This is a genomic window from Paraburkholderia eburnea, assembly GCF_002917095.1.
GTDB classification, from domain to species: domain Bacteria; phylum Pseudomonadota; class Gammaproteobacteria; order Burkholderiales; family Burkholderiaceae; genus Paraburkholderia; species Paraburkholderia eburnea.
This window is the reverse complement of record NZ_PQGA01000001.1, coordinates 906522-920907: the sequence shown is the minus strand read 5'-3', so window position 1 is coordinate 920907 and position 14386 is coordinate 906522. Positions and strand designations below refer to the sequence as shown.

The 14386-nt window shown below is 65.3% G+C and carries 13 protein-coding genes; 8 read left to right on the top strand and 5 right to left on the bottom strand.

The window, feature by feature from the left end:
* The gene (gene metK, locus B0G62_RS04115; RefSeq protein ID WP_103702721.1) at positions 1 to 1188 is read left to right on the top strand and encodes a methionine adenosyltransferase; all 1188 of its coding nucleotides are present in this window, start codon (positions 1 to 3) and stop codon (positions 1186 to 1188) included.
* Positions 1189 to 1304: 116 nt separating this feature from the next.
* Here the strand turns inward: metK and B0G62_RS04110 are convergent, their stop codons facing one another.
* Positions 1305 to 1640 (bottom strand): hypothetical protein, encoded by a 336-nt coding sequence (locus B0G62_RS04110; RefSeq protein WP_321200376.1) that lies wholly within the window; start codon positions 1638 to 1640, stop codon positions 1305 to 1307.
* A 598-nt stretch (positions 1641 to 2238) separates the two neighbouring features.
* Between B0G62_RS04110 and B0G62_RS04105 the strand changes: the two genes are divergently transcribed.
* Positions 2239 to 3003: a phytanoyl-CoA dioxygenase family protein gene (locus B0G62_RS04105; RefSeq protein WP_103702717.1), complete on the top strand. Its 765-nt coding sequence runs from the start codon at positions 2239 to 2241 to the stop codon at positions 3001 to 3003.
* A gap of 34 nt (positions 3004 to 3037) precedes the next feature.
* Here B0G62_RS04105 and B0G62_RS04100 read toward each other — a convergent pair whose 3' ends face one another.
* Positions 3038 to 3244 carry a DUF3185 family protein gene (locus tag B0G62_RS04100; RefSeq protein ID WP_027815843.1) on the bottom strand — a complete coding sequence of 69 codons (207 nt, stop codon included), beginning with the start codon at positions 3242 to 3244 and terminating at the stop codon, positions 3038 to 3040.
* Positions 3245 to 3518: 274 nt separating this feature from the next.
* On the opposite strand from B0G62_RS04100, the gene mgrA reads away from it, so the two are divergent.
* Both mgrA and B0G62_RS04090 read left to right on the top strand, forming a co-directional pair.
* A complete protein-coding gene (mgrA, locus tag B0G62_RS04095) occupies positions 3519 to 4562 on the top strand; it encodes an L-glyceraldehyde 3-phosphate reductase (RefSeq protein WP_103702715.1) in 1044 nt (347 codons plus the stop codon).
* Positions 4563 to 4749: 187 nt separating this feature from the next.
* A complete protein-coding gene (locus B0G62_RS04090; RefSeq protein ID WP_103702713.1) occupies positions 4750 to 5742 on the top strand; it encodes a fatty acid desaturase family protein in 993 nt (330 codons plus the stop codon).
* A 74-nt stretch (positions 5743 to 5816) separates the two neighbouring features.
* Here the strand turns inward: B0G62_RS04090 and B0G62_RS04085 are convergent, their stop codons facing one another.
* Together B0G62_RS04085 and B0G62_RS04080 are read right to left on the bottom strand one after the other, a co-directional pair.
* The gene (locus B0G62_RS04085) at positions 5817 to 6002 is read right to left on the bottom strand and encodes a hypothetical protein (RefSeq protein WP_103702711.1); all 186 of its coding nucleotides are present in this window, start codon (positions 6000 to 6002) and stop codon (positions 5817 to 5819) included.
* A gap of 269 nt (positions 6003 to 6271) precedes the next feature.
* Positions 6272 to 7513: an MFS transporter gene (locus tag B0G62_RS04080; protein ID WP_103702709.1), complete on the bottom strand. Its 1242-nt coding sequence runs from the start codon at positions 7511 to 7513 to the stop codon at positions 6272 to 6274.
* A 698-nt stretch (positions 7514 to 8211) separates the two neighbouring features.
* Between B0G62_RS04080 and B0G62_RS04075 the strand changes: the two genes are divergently transcribed.
* Together B0G62_RS04075 and B0G62_RS04070 are read left to right on the top strand one after the other, a co-directional pair.
* Positions 8212 to 8424, top strand: a complete 213-nt coding sequence (locus B0G62_RS04075; RefSeq protein ID WP_027815839.1) for a hypothetical protein — start codon at positions 8212 to 8214, stop codon at positions 8422 to 8424.
* A gap of 213 nt (positions 8425 to 8637) precedes the next feature.
* A complete protein-coding gene (locus B0G62_RS04070; protein ID WP_103702707.1) occupies positions 8638 to 9678 on the top strand; it encodes a serine/threonine protein kinase in 1041 nt (346 codons plus the stop codon).
* 22 nt (positions 9679 to 9700) lie between these two features.
* On the opposite strand, the gene B0G62_RS04065 is transcribed toward B0G62_RS04070, so the two are convergent.
* Positions 9701 to 11623, bottom strand: a complete 1923-nt coding sequence (locus B0G62_RS04065) for a DUF3857 domain-containing transglutaminase family protein (RefSeq protein ID WP_103702705.1) — start codon at positions 11621 to 11623, stop codon at positions 9701 to 9703.
* A 343-nt stretch (positions 11624 to 11966) separates the two neighbouring features.
* On the opposite strand from B0G62_RS04065, the gene B0G62_RS04060 reads away from it, so the two are divergent.
* Complete coding sequence (locus tag B0G62_RS04060) at positions 11967 to 12659, top strand: PepSY-associated TM helix domain-containing protein (protein ID WP_103702703.1); 693 nt, start codon at positions 11967 to 11969, stop codon at positions 12657 to 12659.
* Positions 12660 to 12978: 319 nt separating this feature from the next.
* Complete coding sequence (locus tag B0G62_RS04055) at positions 12979 to 14382, top strand: L-lactate MFS transporter (RefSeq protein WP_103702701.1); 1404 nt, start codon at positions 12979 to 12981, stop codon at positions 14380 to 14382.
* The last annotated feature ends 4 nt before the right edge of the window (positions 14383 to 14386 follow it).

Genomic DNA, 14386 nt, shown 5'->3' with positions numbered 1-14386 from the left:
GTGGCAAACGACTATCTCTTCACCTCCGAATCCGTTTCCGAAGGCCATCCCGACAAAGTCGCGGACCAGATCTCGGACGCGATCCTCGACGCCATCCTGACGCAAGACAAGTACTCGCGCGTTGCAGCGGAAACGCTGTGCAACACGGGTCTCGTCGTGCTCGCGGGTGAAATCACCACGACGGCCAACGTCGACTACATCCAGGTCGCGCGCGACACGATCAAGCGCATCGGCTACGACAACACGGATTACGGCATCGACTACCGCGGTTGCGCGGTGCTCGTCGCTTACGACAAGCAGTCGCCGGACATCGCCCAGGGCGTGGACCGCGCGCACGACAACAACCTCGATCAGGGCGCAGGCGATCAGGGTCTGATGTTCGGCTATGCGTGCGACGAAACGCCCGAACTGATGCCGCTGCCGATCCACCTTTCGCACCGTCTGGTCGAGCGCCAGTCGAACCTGCGCCGCGACGGCCGTTTGCCCTGGCTGCGCCCGGACGCGAAGTCGCAGGTCACCGTGCGTTACGTCGACGGCAAGCCGCACGCGATCGACACGGTCGTGCTCTCGACGCAGCACTCGCCGGACATCGATCTGGCCACGCTGCGCGAAGCCGTCATCGAAGAAGTCATCAAGCCGGTGCTGCCGGCCGACCTCATCAAGGGCGACATCAAGTTCCTCGTCAACCCGACCGGTCGCTTCGTGATCGGCGGCCCGCAAGGCGATTGCGGCCTCACGGGCCGCAAGATCATCGTCGATACGTACGGCGGCGCAGCCCCGCACGGCGGCGGTGCGTTCTCGGGCAAGGATCCGTCGAAGGTCGACCGTTCGGCGGCTTACGCAGGCCGTTACGTGGCGAAGAACATCGTGGCCGCGGGTCTCGCGTCGCGCTGCCTGATCCAGGTCTCGTACGCGATCGGCGTGGCCGAGCCGACCTCGGTGATGGTCAACACGTTCGGCACGGGCAAGGTTTCGGACACCACGATCACGAAGCTCGTGCGCGAGCACTTCGATCTGCGTCCGAAGGGCATCATCCAGATGCTCGACCTGCTGCGCCCGATCTACGAAAAGACCGCTGCTTACGGCCACTTTGGCCGCGAAGAGCCGGAATTCTCGTGGGAAGCGACCGACCGCGCGCTTTCGCTGGCCGAAGCGGCCGGCACGGAGCCGGTTGGCGCGCTCGCTTAAGCTGCTTTTGTCAGTTTTAAGCCACGCGAAGCACACAAAGAAAACCCCGCCAGGGCAGATGCCCTGGCGGGGTTTTTCGTTTCCGGCGCGTGAGGCCGACTGTGACGCCGACGCGCTTAGCGCATCGCGAAGCCGAACCAGCCCTCGCTGCTGCTCGCCGTGATACGGCGCGGACGGCGCGCGTTGCGTGCCGTATGGACGGTCGAGGGTGCCGCGAGCGTGCGCAGTGTTGCGTTCGGTCGATACAGCAGCGTGCGCAGCGAGAAGTGACGCGCGCCCGCGCGCAGGCGCAGCACCGAGAAGAACGTATGAAACCACGAGCGCATGCTGTCCACCGGATGCGCGGCGCGGACCTGTTGGGTCAGCGCGCGCGTGCGCGCGGCATGGTGGCGCAGGGCGCGCACGACATGGCGGCGGGCGGGGCGGGCGGCCTTCAGGGCAGCAGGGGTCATGCGATGGGTGTCGGAAAGGGTATGCATGGTTTGGGCGGTAGCAGGTTCGACACGAAACCCGGTGCGAGGTTCGCAGCGTGGCGCATCGAATCGAGCAGCAAACGTGCCTGTTTTCAGCGTGGGCACGATAGAGGGCAGCGCAGGACAGGCCGGATGGCGTGCACAAGGCTCGGGAGGGCGCGCCGGGATGGACCTCGGAGGGCAGCGGCCTTGCTGGGCAAGGGCTCGCCGGCAGTCCGTCCGCGCGATAGATGTTCTGGGTCAAAAAACAGCATGCGCGCAGACTACACGCGAATCATGACGCCCGAAAGTCGGTTAATACCCGGCCCCGTGCTTTCCTGATGCATCTCGATGCATGCGATCGCGCCCTTTGTCGCCACGCCGGTGCGGGTTTGCTTCATCGACGTGCGTCGATGTGAGCATCGATGCGCGCGCGGGCCGCTTCCAGCCGCGTGCGCGCGCTCTTACAATCGAGCGGACGGCGCGCATCGAATGTCTATGAGCGGCATGAAGCGGCATAAAGCGGCATTCAAGCGCGGCGCCGCTGCCGCGGTCCGGATGACCGCGGCCCCCGCAGGCCTCGAATAACGGAAGTCCCATGTCAGTCCAGTCAAAGAAGGAACAGGTGCAGGCGCTGCGCGAGCGCGGTTTCGTGGTCGTGCCGGGGCTCGTCTCGCCCGAGCGGTGCGACGAGATCCGGCACGCGGCGCAGGCGCAGTTGGAGGCGGCCGCGGCGCCGCTCGAATTCGAAGCCGATCTGCGTTATCCCGGCGCGCCCGATTCGAAGGACGCGCCCGGCGGCCATACGGTGCGGCGTCTGCTCGATGCTTATTCGCGCCATCCGTCGTATCGCGAATGGGCGACCTCGCCCGAGATCGCGGGCTGGATGGAGCTGTATTTCGGCGAGGAGCCGATGCTCTCGCGCGCGCACCACAACTGCATGATGACCAAGCACCCCACATACGGCAGCCTCACGGGCTGGCATCGCGACGTGCGTTACTGGTCGTTCGAGCGCGACGATCTGGTGTCGGTGTGGCTCGCGCTCGGGTCCGAAACGATCGAGAACGGCGGCCTGTGGTTCGTGCCGGGTTCGCATACGGCGCCGTTCACGTCGGGCAGCTTCGACAATGCCAAATTCTTCCGCGCCGATCTGCCCGAAAACCAGGCATGGATCGACCGGGCGACTTCGCCCACCCTGCAAAAGGGCGACGTGGTGTTCTTCCACTGCAACACGCTGCATTCGGCGGGGCAAAACCAGAGCGACGACGTGAAGTTCTCGCTCGTCTACACCTACCACGGCGCGAGCAACGTGCCGCTGCCGGGCACGCGCTCGGCTTCGTTGCCGGAAGTCAAACTCGGCTGATGCGCGGATAAAACCGCGCTGAAAAGGCGTCGGCCTAGCGCCGGCGCCCCGACACCACGAGACCGGTGAGCCCCGCGACGGTCGCGGCGGCGCCGGCCACGATCAGGATCATCGTGCGGTCGGTGGGTGCGCCGGTGACGAGGCGGGAAACGTCGTTCGAGAACGAATGAAACGACTGACCGCCGAAGTAGAGCAGCGCGACGCCGCAGGCAATCAGCGCGAACGAAAGCGCTTTGACCATAAAGACCTCATGCAGAAGACGGACGCCGCAGTGTAGGCGAGCGTGGCGGCAGCGTCCATTGTCCCGTCCCACATGATGGGCATCTGCACGGAACGCGCGGATCGGCTAGCATGGCAAACCGCGCGGCGCGCCACATTGCGCCATTTGACGGTTCTATGGCGTTATTGCTGCGTTTTTTGCGCCATATACGCGGAATATGCGCGGAATATGTGCAAATGGGCGCGCGCCGCCGCCGGACTTTCTGAAACCTGTTTCCCGTTCGAGGATTCAAACGATGGCCTACGAAGCAGCTGCTGAACGCTATTCGGAGATGCAATACCGCCTTTGCGGCAAGTCGGGGCTCAAGCTGCCGGCGCTGTCGCTCGGCCTGTGGCACAACTTCGGCGACACCACGCCGATTTCGACGCAGCGCGAAATCCTGCGCACGGCTTTCGACCTCGGCATCACGCACTTCGATCTCGCGAACAACTACGGCCCGCCGTACGGCAGCGCCGAAACCAACTTCGGCCGCATTTTCAAGGACGATTTCCGGCCGTATCGCGACGAACTGCTGATCTCGTCGAAGGCGGGCTGGGACATGTGGCCGGGCCCGTACGGCCAGGGCGGCGGCTCGCGCAAGTACGTGCTCGCGAGCCTCGACCAGAGCCTGCAGCGCATGGGGCTCGATTACGTCGATATCTTCTACTCGCACCGCTTCGACGCCGAAACGCCGCTGGAAGAAACCGCGGGCGCGCTCGCGAGCGCCGTGCAGCAGGGCAAGGCGCTGTACGTCGGCATCTCGTCGTATTCCGCGCAGAAGACGCGTGAGATGGCGAAGCTGCTGGCCGAATACAAGGTGCCGCTGCTGATCCATCAGCCGTCGTACAACCTGCTCAATCGCTGGGTCGAGCACGAACTGCTCGACACGCTCGAAGACATCGGCACGGGCAGCATTGCGTTCACGCCGCTCGCGCAGGGCCTCCTGACGAACAAGTATCTGAACGGCGTGCCGCAAGACGCGCGCGTGAACCGTCCGGGCGGCGGCTCGCTCAAGAGCGAGCACCTGAGCGCCGAGAACATCGAGCACGTGCGCAAGCTCAACGAACTCGCGCAGCGCCGTGGCCAGAGCCTCGCGCAGATGGCGATCGCATGGACGCTGCGCGGTGGCCGCGTGACCTCGGCGCTGATCGGCGCGAGCCGCGCGGAGCAGGTGCGCGAGAACGTCGGAGCGCTGAAGAACCTCGAATTTTCGGCGGAAGAACTGGCCGAAATCGACCGCTTCGCGACCGAAGGCGGCGTCAATCTGTGGGAAAAGCCGTCGACCGATCAGGCGGTCTGATCCGCTGATCCGAATCACGGCGCATCACCTGAAACCGCCGCGCTTCGTGCGCGGCGGTTTTTTTTCGTCGATGCGATTTGCCCTTTGCAGTGGGCTTCGCAAGCCGTAATGCGCGGCAAGTTCCGCGCCTTCGCGCTGTCACGCGGCGCTGCTATTTTCGCGGCAGTCCTTACCGCGAGATATGCCGATGGAGTCCACGAGCGCCGTTCGTCCCGGGTCCGATGCGGGATCTTTCACCAAAGCCGTCGCGCGCCGCACGCCCGACGTGCGCGCGAACCTCGCGCTCACCGGCGTGGCCGGGCTGGCGCTCGCGTATCAACTCATCGGCTTGCCTTTGCTGCTGCGCGCGACGGACGGCTTGATGGTCGTGCTGCTCGCTTCGCTGTTGCCCGTCGTGCTAACCACGCCGATTCACTGGGGCTTGATTCACGAAGGCATCCACGGCCAGTTGCTGCGCTCGCGGCGTGCCAATGAAACCGTCGCGCGGCTGCTTGCGATCGGTCTGGCGATGCCGTTCGACGCGGTACGTTTCGGACACCTGATGCATCACCGTTTCACGCGCGAGGCGTTCGACCGGCCCGATGTCGACGACGCGAGCGGCCCACGCTGGCTGCGCCGTATCGGCTGGTATGTGCGCTTGATGGGTGGTCTGTATGTGGCGGAACTGCTCGCGCCGCTGCTCGCTTTCATACCGGTGCGTCTTGCGCGCGCCGTGATCGAGCGCGGCGTGCACGCGCATGGCGCCGAAGGCCGGCAGATTCAGCGGCTTTTCTCGAACCATGTGCAGGACCCCGCGAAACGCAGCCGCGCGCGGCGGGACTGGCTCGGTTCGCTCCTGGTTTATGCGGGCGCGTTTGCGCTCTACGGAAAGGCGTGGCCGGTGCTGGTGCTGGCGATGTATCTGCGTGGCTTGTGGCTATCGCTGGCGGATAACCTGCCGCATTACGGCGTCGCGATGGACGAACCCGGACGCGCGCGCGACTTTCGCGTGCCGCGTGGTTTGGGGCTGCTGCTGATGAATCATCATCTGCATCGGCAACATCATCTGCATCCGACGTTGCCTTGGGTGGCGCTGCCTGGTCTCGTCGAGCCGGCGGCCGATGCCACAACGCGCGAGGCCTATTGGCGAGCCGCATTGCGACAGTTTCGGGGATTGCAGCCGGGCATCGGCGTGCGTTGAGCACAGCGGTCCATCCGCGCCGCTAGGGGCGCGCTATGTCACGGTTCGCCATGACGAAGGAAAACGCCGGGGCGTTACATCAAAACCGGCAACGTTTCGACGAGCGCGACGGCCGCGAGCGCCCCAACGATGGCCCCGACGATGCGTAGAGAGTTATGCCTGAATTCGGTCGCGCACGGCACGGCGCCGAGAAAGAGTGCGCCAGCGAGGGCCATCGGGATGATCATGACGAAGTCGCCGATCGTGAAATAACCTGACATGCTCGTCTCCTTGTATTTAGGGGCCGACGAGACTGCTTTGCGCCGCTATCGCGCCACGCGCGGCGCTGCGGCTTCGGCCTTCAATCGAGTATAGGTGAGGCTTTCAAACATGGCGGCGCGGACAGGCGCCGCCATGTTGCCGATGCCTCGTCGCCAGGCCCTGCCAGATCGGGCTTCGGGCCGAAGCATGGAGCGCGCCGTAACGCGCTTGCACCTTAATCTCAAGGTTACGAACACCTTTCGTCAGGCGAGGCGCAATGCGCGCGAGGTCACGCCGCGCCTGCCCGTTCGCGTGAACGCAACATGCGTGCGCCCAGCAGCCCCAGCACGAGCAGCACAGCCACGAGACCGGCCACGCCGCCCCAGCCCCACGCCGCCCAGAAGTGCCCACCGACCGAGCCCATGATGCTCGAACCCAGGTAATAGCTCAGCAAATAGAGTGCCGCGGCCTGGCCCTTCGCCTCGCGCGCGAGACGTCCGACCCAGCCGCTCGCCACCGAATGGCCGGCAAAGAAGCCGATGGTGAGACACGCGATGCCCGCCGCAATCGCGCCGAGCGGCGCGAACATCGTCAGCACGACGCCCACGAGCATCAGCGCGAGGCTGCCGAGCAGCACGCGGCCGCGCCCGAAGGTATCGGCCATGCGCCCGGACCATGGCGAGGCGACCACGCCGGTCAGATACACCAGAAAGATCGCGCCGATGGCCGCCTGGCTCATGCTGTAGGGCGGCGCGATCAGCCGGTAGCCGATGTAGTTGTACAGCGTGACGAAGCTGCCCATCAGCACGAAGCCGAGCGAGAACAGCACGGGCAGACCTGGGCGCGCGAGATGGCGCAGCAGCGCCGCGCGATGGTGCGCGAAACCCAGGCCGCTCTTGGGCACGAAATGGCGCGAAGGTGGCAGGAGCGCGCGGAACGCCAGCATCGACGCCAGCCCGAGCACGCCGATCACCGCAACGGCCACGCGCCAGCCGAACAGGTCGGTGCAGATGCCGGTGATGACACGCCCGGCCATGCCGCCGATGGCGGTGCCGCCCACATACAGGCCCATCGACAGGCCGAGGCCGTCGGGATGCATCTCTTCGGCGAGCCATGCCATCGCGACGGCAGGCACGCCGCCCAGCGCAATGCCTTCGAGCGTGCGCAGCACGAGCAGCGTGTGCCAGTGGGGCACGAACGCGACCGCGAGCGTGAGCAGCGAGGAGGCCGTGAGCGATGCGGTCATCATCGTGCGGCGGCTCCAGCCTTCGGAGACGAAGCCGGCCACGAAGATCGCACAGGCCAGCGCCGCCGTGCTGAAGGACAGCGAAAGACTGCTCTGCGCGGGACTCACACCGAAGGTCTGCGAGAACGCGGGCAGTAGCGGCTGCACGCAATACAGCAGCGAAAACGTGGCGTAGCCCGCGAACAGCAGCGCAAGACTCGCGCGCCAGAAGGGGCGCGTGCCGCGCTCGATATAGGGAATGGCCGAAGGGGCGGCCTTGCTGCCCGCGCCCGGTGATGCACTCACGACAGGTACTCCTTACGGAAATTGCAAAGGCGCAACGATACGCCTGTTGCGCGATCCTTGCCGTCTCGACATGCAATATCGGGGCCTGTTTTTCATGTGTGAGGCACTGCTTTGCGCGGGATTGCATGGTTGTGTGCGCAACGGAACATGCCGATATCGAGGGTGCGTATGTGCTTCGGTTGCGTAGTCGGCGTCCTGCGATGGTCACGGAAATGTCGCCGGAATGGGTTATGGTCTGCGCTCTCGCGGCGGCTCGCGAGCAGGCTGAACTTCAGGACGCCGGTTCACCATCTGGTACAGTCAGCGTTTTGCCAAAGCGCGCCGAACCGGCGCTGCGTGCGGAAATGGCTGCACGCACGCAGGCTTCATGCGAAAGTCGTGGCGGGGATAGGTGGAAAATGCGCGCGCAAAGGCCGTGTCATGCGGGCTGTTGTGCGTGGATCGTCCCCCCTATTTTTTTGCTTTGCGCGCACGGCCAAAAAGGCAACAATGCGTAAACCGGTTTGGCACGCGCGTGCGCTTACGCGGGTGTCGGCAACGCCGAGGAGAAGCCTCGAAGCGGCCGATGCAATGAGTGCGCGAACGCGCCGCCGGGAGCAGGTTGAATGTGCGCGCAACCTCGTGTGCGCGCGGGTTTTTGTCAGCACACTGACCGGTCTTTCCTGCGAGGAAGCCGGCATTGGGAACGGGGAAACATCATGCAAATCGGTTCTATTGTCCGCACTGTCCATATCGCCGTGCCTCATGGCGCGCGCGGCATCGTGATGCGTATTCTCGGCGACATGGCCATGGTTACCTGGTACATCGGCGAGCCTGGCGCGTCGCGACAGCTCAATACCGAGCCCTTTTTTCTGGAAGATTTGATCGACACGGGCGAGCAGGTCATGCCCGCCGGCGCGAAAGTCCACTGACGTTCAGCACATGCACTGAGCGGTAACTCACAACGCTCCGATCCCGGCGCGCATCCAGCGCGCCGACTCATCCCCGCAGCGCATCGGCGCGGCGTGTGCGATCCGCGCGCCGCTTCCAGGGATCCCAGGGCTTCCAGGCACACCCCGGCCGCATGGCGCAGGGCTTCGCGCGCGCAACTCGCGGACGCAGCCCGCAAGATGCACAATGCGGGGATGAACGATCACAACTCCTCTTCTTCCGGTACGTCTGACGAATCCAGCGATTCGTCCGCGCCCTATGCGCGCCTGACGCCCGAGTGCGTGCTCGATGCCGTCGATGGCGTGCTGATGCCCACGGGCCGGCGCACCGACGGACGCATGCTCGCGCTCAACAGCTACGAAAACCGCGTCTATCAGATCGGCGTGGAGGACGAAGCGCCGCTCGTCGCCAAGTTCTATCGGCCCGAGCGCTGGAGCGACGAAGCCATTCTCGAAGAGCACGCCTTCGTGGCCGATCTGGCCGCGCGCGAGATTCCCGCTGTGCCCGCGCTGGTGCTGGAAGGGCGCTCGCTGCACGAGCACGAGGGTTTTCGCTTCGCGTTGTTCGAGCGGCGCGGCGGCCGCGCGCCCGACATCGACCGCAGCGAGACGCTCGAATGGATCGGCCGCTTCATCGGCCGCATTCATGCGGTGGGCGCCGCGCAACCGTATCGCGCGCGTCCCTCGATCGATATTCAAAGCTATGGCTACGAGCCGCGCACGTATCTGCTCGAACACGATTTCGTGCCCGCCAACGTGCGCGACGCGTGGCAGACGGCCATGGGTCTTGCGCTGCAAGGCGTGGAAGCGGCCTTCGAGCGCGCGGGCGACGTGCGCCAGTTGCGCCTGCACGGCGACTGCCACCCGAGCAATGTGCTGTGGACCGATGCAGGCCCGCATTTCGTCGACTTCGACGACAGCCGCATGGGCCCCGCGATTCAGGATCTGTGGCTGCTGCTGCCGGGCGATCGCGCCGATGCATCGCGCGCGCTCGCGGATCTGCTGGCCGGTTATGAGGACTTCTGCGAATTCGATCCGCGCGAGCTGCATCTCGTCGAAGCGCTGCGTACGCTGCGCTTGATCCACTACTCGGCGTGGCTCGCGCGGCGCTGGGGCGATCCCGCTTTCCCGGCGGCGTTCCCGTGGTTCAACACGCAACGTTACTGGGAGGAGCGCATCCTCGAATTGCGCGAGCAGATCGGCGCGATGCAGGAAGGGCCGCTCTGGCCGGTTTGAAGAGCAGACCTGTACAGGTTTTCTACTGATCGCGCGTCATGCCTTGCGCGCCCGAGGCTGTCTTCGCCTCGGGTTTCACGATCAGTTGCGCGCGCAGGTCGCGCGCCATCGTCTCGAACGCGGGCCGCATCTGCGCGAAATCGGCGGCGCTGCACACGTCGCTCGCGAAATGCGTGTGGCCCGTGCGCGTCACGCGCAGCACGTTCGCGTTCGCATCCATCACATAGTCCGACTGAAAATCGATGAACGCGTTGCCCGCGTGCTGGGGCGCGGGCATGTCGAGCACGCGCAGACCCGGCGGCAGCGCGATGCGCGCGCGCTCGGTCACCTCCATGTTGTGGCACACGAAGGGCTGCGTGCGGCGCGGCTCGCCCAACCAGTAGCGCAGGCTCGCGTCGAGCCCGCCCACCAGGCTCGTGAGCGTTGGCACGGGCGTGGTCATCTCCGGGTCGACGAAGCCGTCAAGCGTCCCCGTGAGCGTCACCACGAGCGGCCCCGCCGTGGCGTCGAGCGGGCTGGACGCCAGCGTCGCGTAGCCGCGCAGATTCGCATTGCGCAACTCCCATTGCATCGACTCCTCGCGCTGCGCGGGCGTCTGCAGGCGTAGTACGCTGCGCGTCTGCTCGGCGGCCCAACCGGTGGATTCGAGCCGATAAACAAAGCGCGCCGATCCGTCGGGCGCGACGGTGATGTCGAGATCGCTGTCGCGCGTCGTGTTGGCGGTCGAGGGCGTGCGCAGCAGCGTGCCGTCACCGGCGAGCACGGTTTCGCGGTTCATGTCGGTCGAGGGCAGGAAGCCGAATTCGACGTTATTCGCCGTGGAGTCCGCGAACATCTGCAGATCGGGCAGCCAGGTGATGACGTGATTGATCACGCCGAAGCCGGGCACCGCGGGCAGCGTGTAGACCGTGCCGCTGTTCACGAGCGCGGGCACGTTGCGCACGCCCACGGCGTCGAGCAGCGCGCCGTAGAGCGCGACGTGGTCCTTGCAGTCGCCATAGCGGTTCGCGAGCACATCGGTGACGCGATGCGGCACGATCTCGCCGCGCCCGACATTGATCGCCACATAGCGGATATTGCGGCGCACCCAGTCGTAGAGCGTCTGCGCTTTCGCGCGCGGCGTGGCGTCATGGGCGGTGAGCGACTGCGCTAGCTCGACCACGGCGGCATCGTGCGCGCCCGGGTCGGCGGACGCTTCGCGATAGACCTTCGCGAATGCGGCGTAATCGGGAAACGTGGAGACCATCAGCCGGTCGCCGTAGCTTACATAGGAAACCGAACCATATTCGAGGCGATCGAAATTGGCCTTGTCGTAGCGATATTCGTAGCGCGTGCGGCCATTCGCCGAGACCGGTTTGAGCGCCGTGAAGCCGCGCGCATCGGCGTGTAGCGGCACGCTCGCGGGCAGATCGTAGATCACGCGGAAGTTGTGCGTGGGTGCCATGTCGGGTGGCGTGAAGTCGCTGAACCAGCCAGGCACGAGCGGCACGCGCTGGGTCTTGCGCCAGGTGAGATGCACGCGCGCGCCGGGCTCGACGGCGGGAAACACGATCACCTTGTCCTGTACGTCCTGGAACATGGGCGCGTCGAACGAGCGCACTTCCTGCACATCGCGGATCTGGTCGGGCCGCACGTCGTGGCGGCCGCCCTGGGCGTCCTCGGTCCACGCTTCGAGGATATCGACGTGCGCCATCTCCCGGTTGAACCACACGTAGTACTGGCCCGCGCGCGCGATGCCGGCTTCGGTGTTGACGCGCAGCGTGAGCTTGTCGAGCTTGGTGTAGGAGCCGTCGGCGTTGACGGTGAAGGTCTGCGTTTCCGCTTCGTTCGTATAAGGCGCCTGGCTGGCGGCCGAGAGCGAGGAGACCGGTTCGCCGCTCGCCTGAGCGCCGAAGCCGATAGCCGTGCCGAAGAGGGCAGTGCAAAGAACGAGGACGTGGCGCATGGCGGCGTTCCGTTGGCGGCGCGGCGGTTGTCGGGGACGGCGTAAATGGGGGTTTGGCGCAACTCTCCTACTTAAAAGTCACGTTATTCCCTTGTCAAGCGGGTCTTCCGCACAGGGGTGCGGAACGCCTCACGGCGCAGCACGCAGGGTCGTTTCGGGTCGCTTCGGCGCGTTTCGCGCATCGGATTCTGACAGTTGCCTTTCCATCATGTAATAATAACTATTCTCAATTGTAAGTTTGGCGCATGTTTCGAGTGGCGCCCGCCGTATCTGGAGTCATGCCTTGAACGCCCGTCTTGACGAGCCCCTGATCGAATCCCCGAGCGCCGGTGTCGCCGCAGACATGATTCGCCGCGCGGGTCAGCCGCTCGATGCCGCCGATCTGGCTGCGCGCCGCAAGCGTTCGCGTCGCGCCAGCTTCATCAAGTGGCTGCGCAAGGTGCATGGCTGGGTGGGCCTGTGGGGCGCGGTGCTGGGCCTGCTGTTCGGCGTAACCGGTTTCCTGCTCAACCATCGTGCCGGGCCGCTGAAGATTTCCTCGGGGCAGGCGCAGGTCAAGGAGATGCAGGTCGCGCTGCCTGCCGATCATCTCAATCATCCCGATCGTCCCGCCACGCCCGAAGCGCTCGCGCTCTGGCTGCAGCAGACGCTCGATTTCGACGGCAAGCCCGGCCGCATCCGCCGCGAGAAGGCGCATCCGGTCGCGTGGGGCGAGCGCAGCGTGGTGCAGCCCGAATCGTGGCAATTCGCGCTGATGGGGCCGCGCGAGAGCATCGCGGTCGAATACTGGGTGGGCAACAACACGGTGTCGGTGAAGCGCACGCAGAGCGCGTTCTTCGCCACGCTCAACAATCTCCATCGCGGCGTGGGCATGGGCATCGGCTGGGTGCTGCTGATGGACACCATCGCGGGCAGTCTCATTCTGCTGTCGCTGACCGGTGTGCTGCTCTGGACCGAACTCAATCGCAAAAAGACCGTGGGCGTGGTGCTCGTGGTCGGATCGGTCGCGGCGGCGTGCGCGATCGGCCTGCTTTAACGCGCGCTTTTCTCGTTTTTCGCGCTTTTTTCTCCTTCCGGCAGGGCGTTTTCTTCGCTCTCCTGCGTGCCCGAACGAGGCTGCCGACGGTGCTTTTCAGCCCATCCAAACCGTCGCGCCGGCCAGATATGCATCGCTATCTCATATTGCCAAGTGCCCCGTTGTCGCACTAACGTTCGTGCGTGCCGGATTTCCGGCACGTAAGTGCTTCGTGCAGCAGCGCGCCCAATCGTGCGAAACGGCCTTCGCGGCCGGTCTCCATAACAAACCGCGCGCCTGCACGTGATGACGAACATACGCTTCCCAGGGAGACCGACCAATGAGCAGCGTTGCGGATTCGACGCGCGGCACCGCAGCCGCGCCCTTCTTCTCCAAGGAGGCCACCATTGCGCCACCCGGCTTTTCACGCTGGATGGTGCCGCCCGCCGCGCTCGCGGTGCATCTGTGCATCGGCCAGGCCTATGCCTTTTCGGTGTTCAACGCGCCGCTCACGAAAGTGATCGGCGTCACGCAGTCGTCGCCCGATGACTGGACGCTCACTTCGCTCGGCTGGATTTTCTCGCTGGCGATCGTGTTCCTGGGGCTTTCCGCGGCGTTCGGCGGCAAGTGGCTCGAACGCGTCGGCCCGCGCCGCACGATGTTCACGGCGGCTTGCTGCTTCGGCGGCGGCTTTCTCGTGTCCGCGCTCGGCGTCTATCTGCATCAGATCGTGCTGCTGTATCTGGGCTATGGCGTGATCGGCGGCATCGGGCTGGGTCTGGGCTATGTCTCGCCGGTCTCGACGCTGATCCGCTGGTTCCCGGACCGCCGCGGTCTGGCCGCGGGCCTCGCGATCATGGGCTTCGGCGGCGGCGCGATGATCGCGGCTCCGCTGTCCGTGATGCTGATGAAGCACTTCGCGAGCGACACGAGCGTGGGCGTCGCGCAGACCTTCGTGGTGCTGGGCGTGGCGTACTTCATTTCGATGACGATCGGCTCGATCGCGATCCGCGTGCCCCCCAAGGACTGGCAGCCCGCAGGCTGGACGCCGCCCACGACGACGGGCAAGCTGGTCTCGCGTTCGCACGTGCATATCGACCAGGCGCTCAAGACGCCGCAGTTCTACCTGATCTGGCTCGTGCTGTTCCTCAACGTGACGGCGGGGATCGGCATTCTCGGCCAGGCCTCGGTGATGATTCAGGAAAGCTTCAAGAACACCGTGAGCGCGGGCGCAGCAGCTGGTTTCGTCGGCCTGCTCTCGCTCTTCAACATGGGCGGGCGTTTCGTGTGGGCGTCGGCGTCTGACTGGGTCGGCCGCAAGAACACCTACTTCATCTTCTTCGTGTTCGGCGCGGTGCTCTACTACGCGGTGCCGCAGTTCGCGCAGAGCGGCAATATCGTGCTGTTCGTGCTGGCCTACTGCCTGATCCTGTCGATGTACGGCGGCGGTTTCTCGACCGTGCCCGCGTATCTCGCGGACATGTTCGGCACGGCTTTCGTCGGCGGCATTCATGGCCGTTTGCTGACCGCGTGGGCGGCGGCGGGCGTCGCGGGCCCGGTGCTCGTGAACTACGTGCGCGCCTATCAGGTTGCCAACGGCGTGGCCAAGGCCGATGCCTACACGATGACCGTCCACATCATGGCTTCGCTGCTGGTGGCGGGCTTCATCTGCAACCTTCTGGTGCGCCGCGTGCACGAGAAGCATCACATGAGCGACGCGCAACTCGCGACCGCCGGCAAATAAGGAG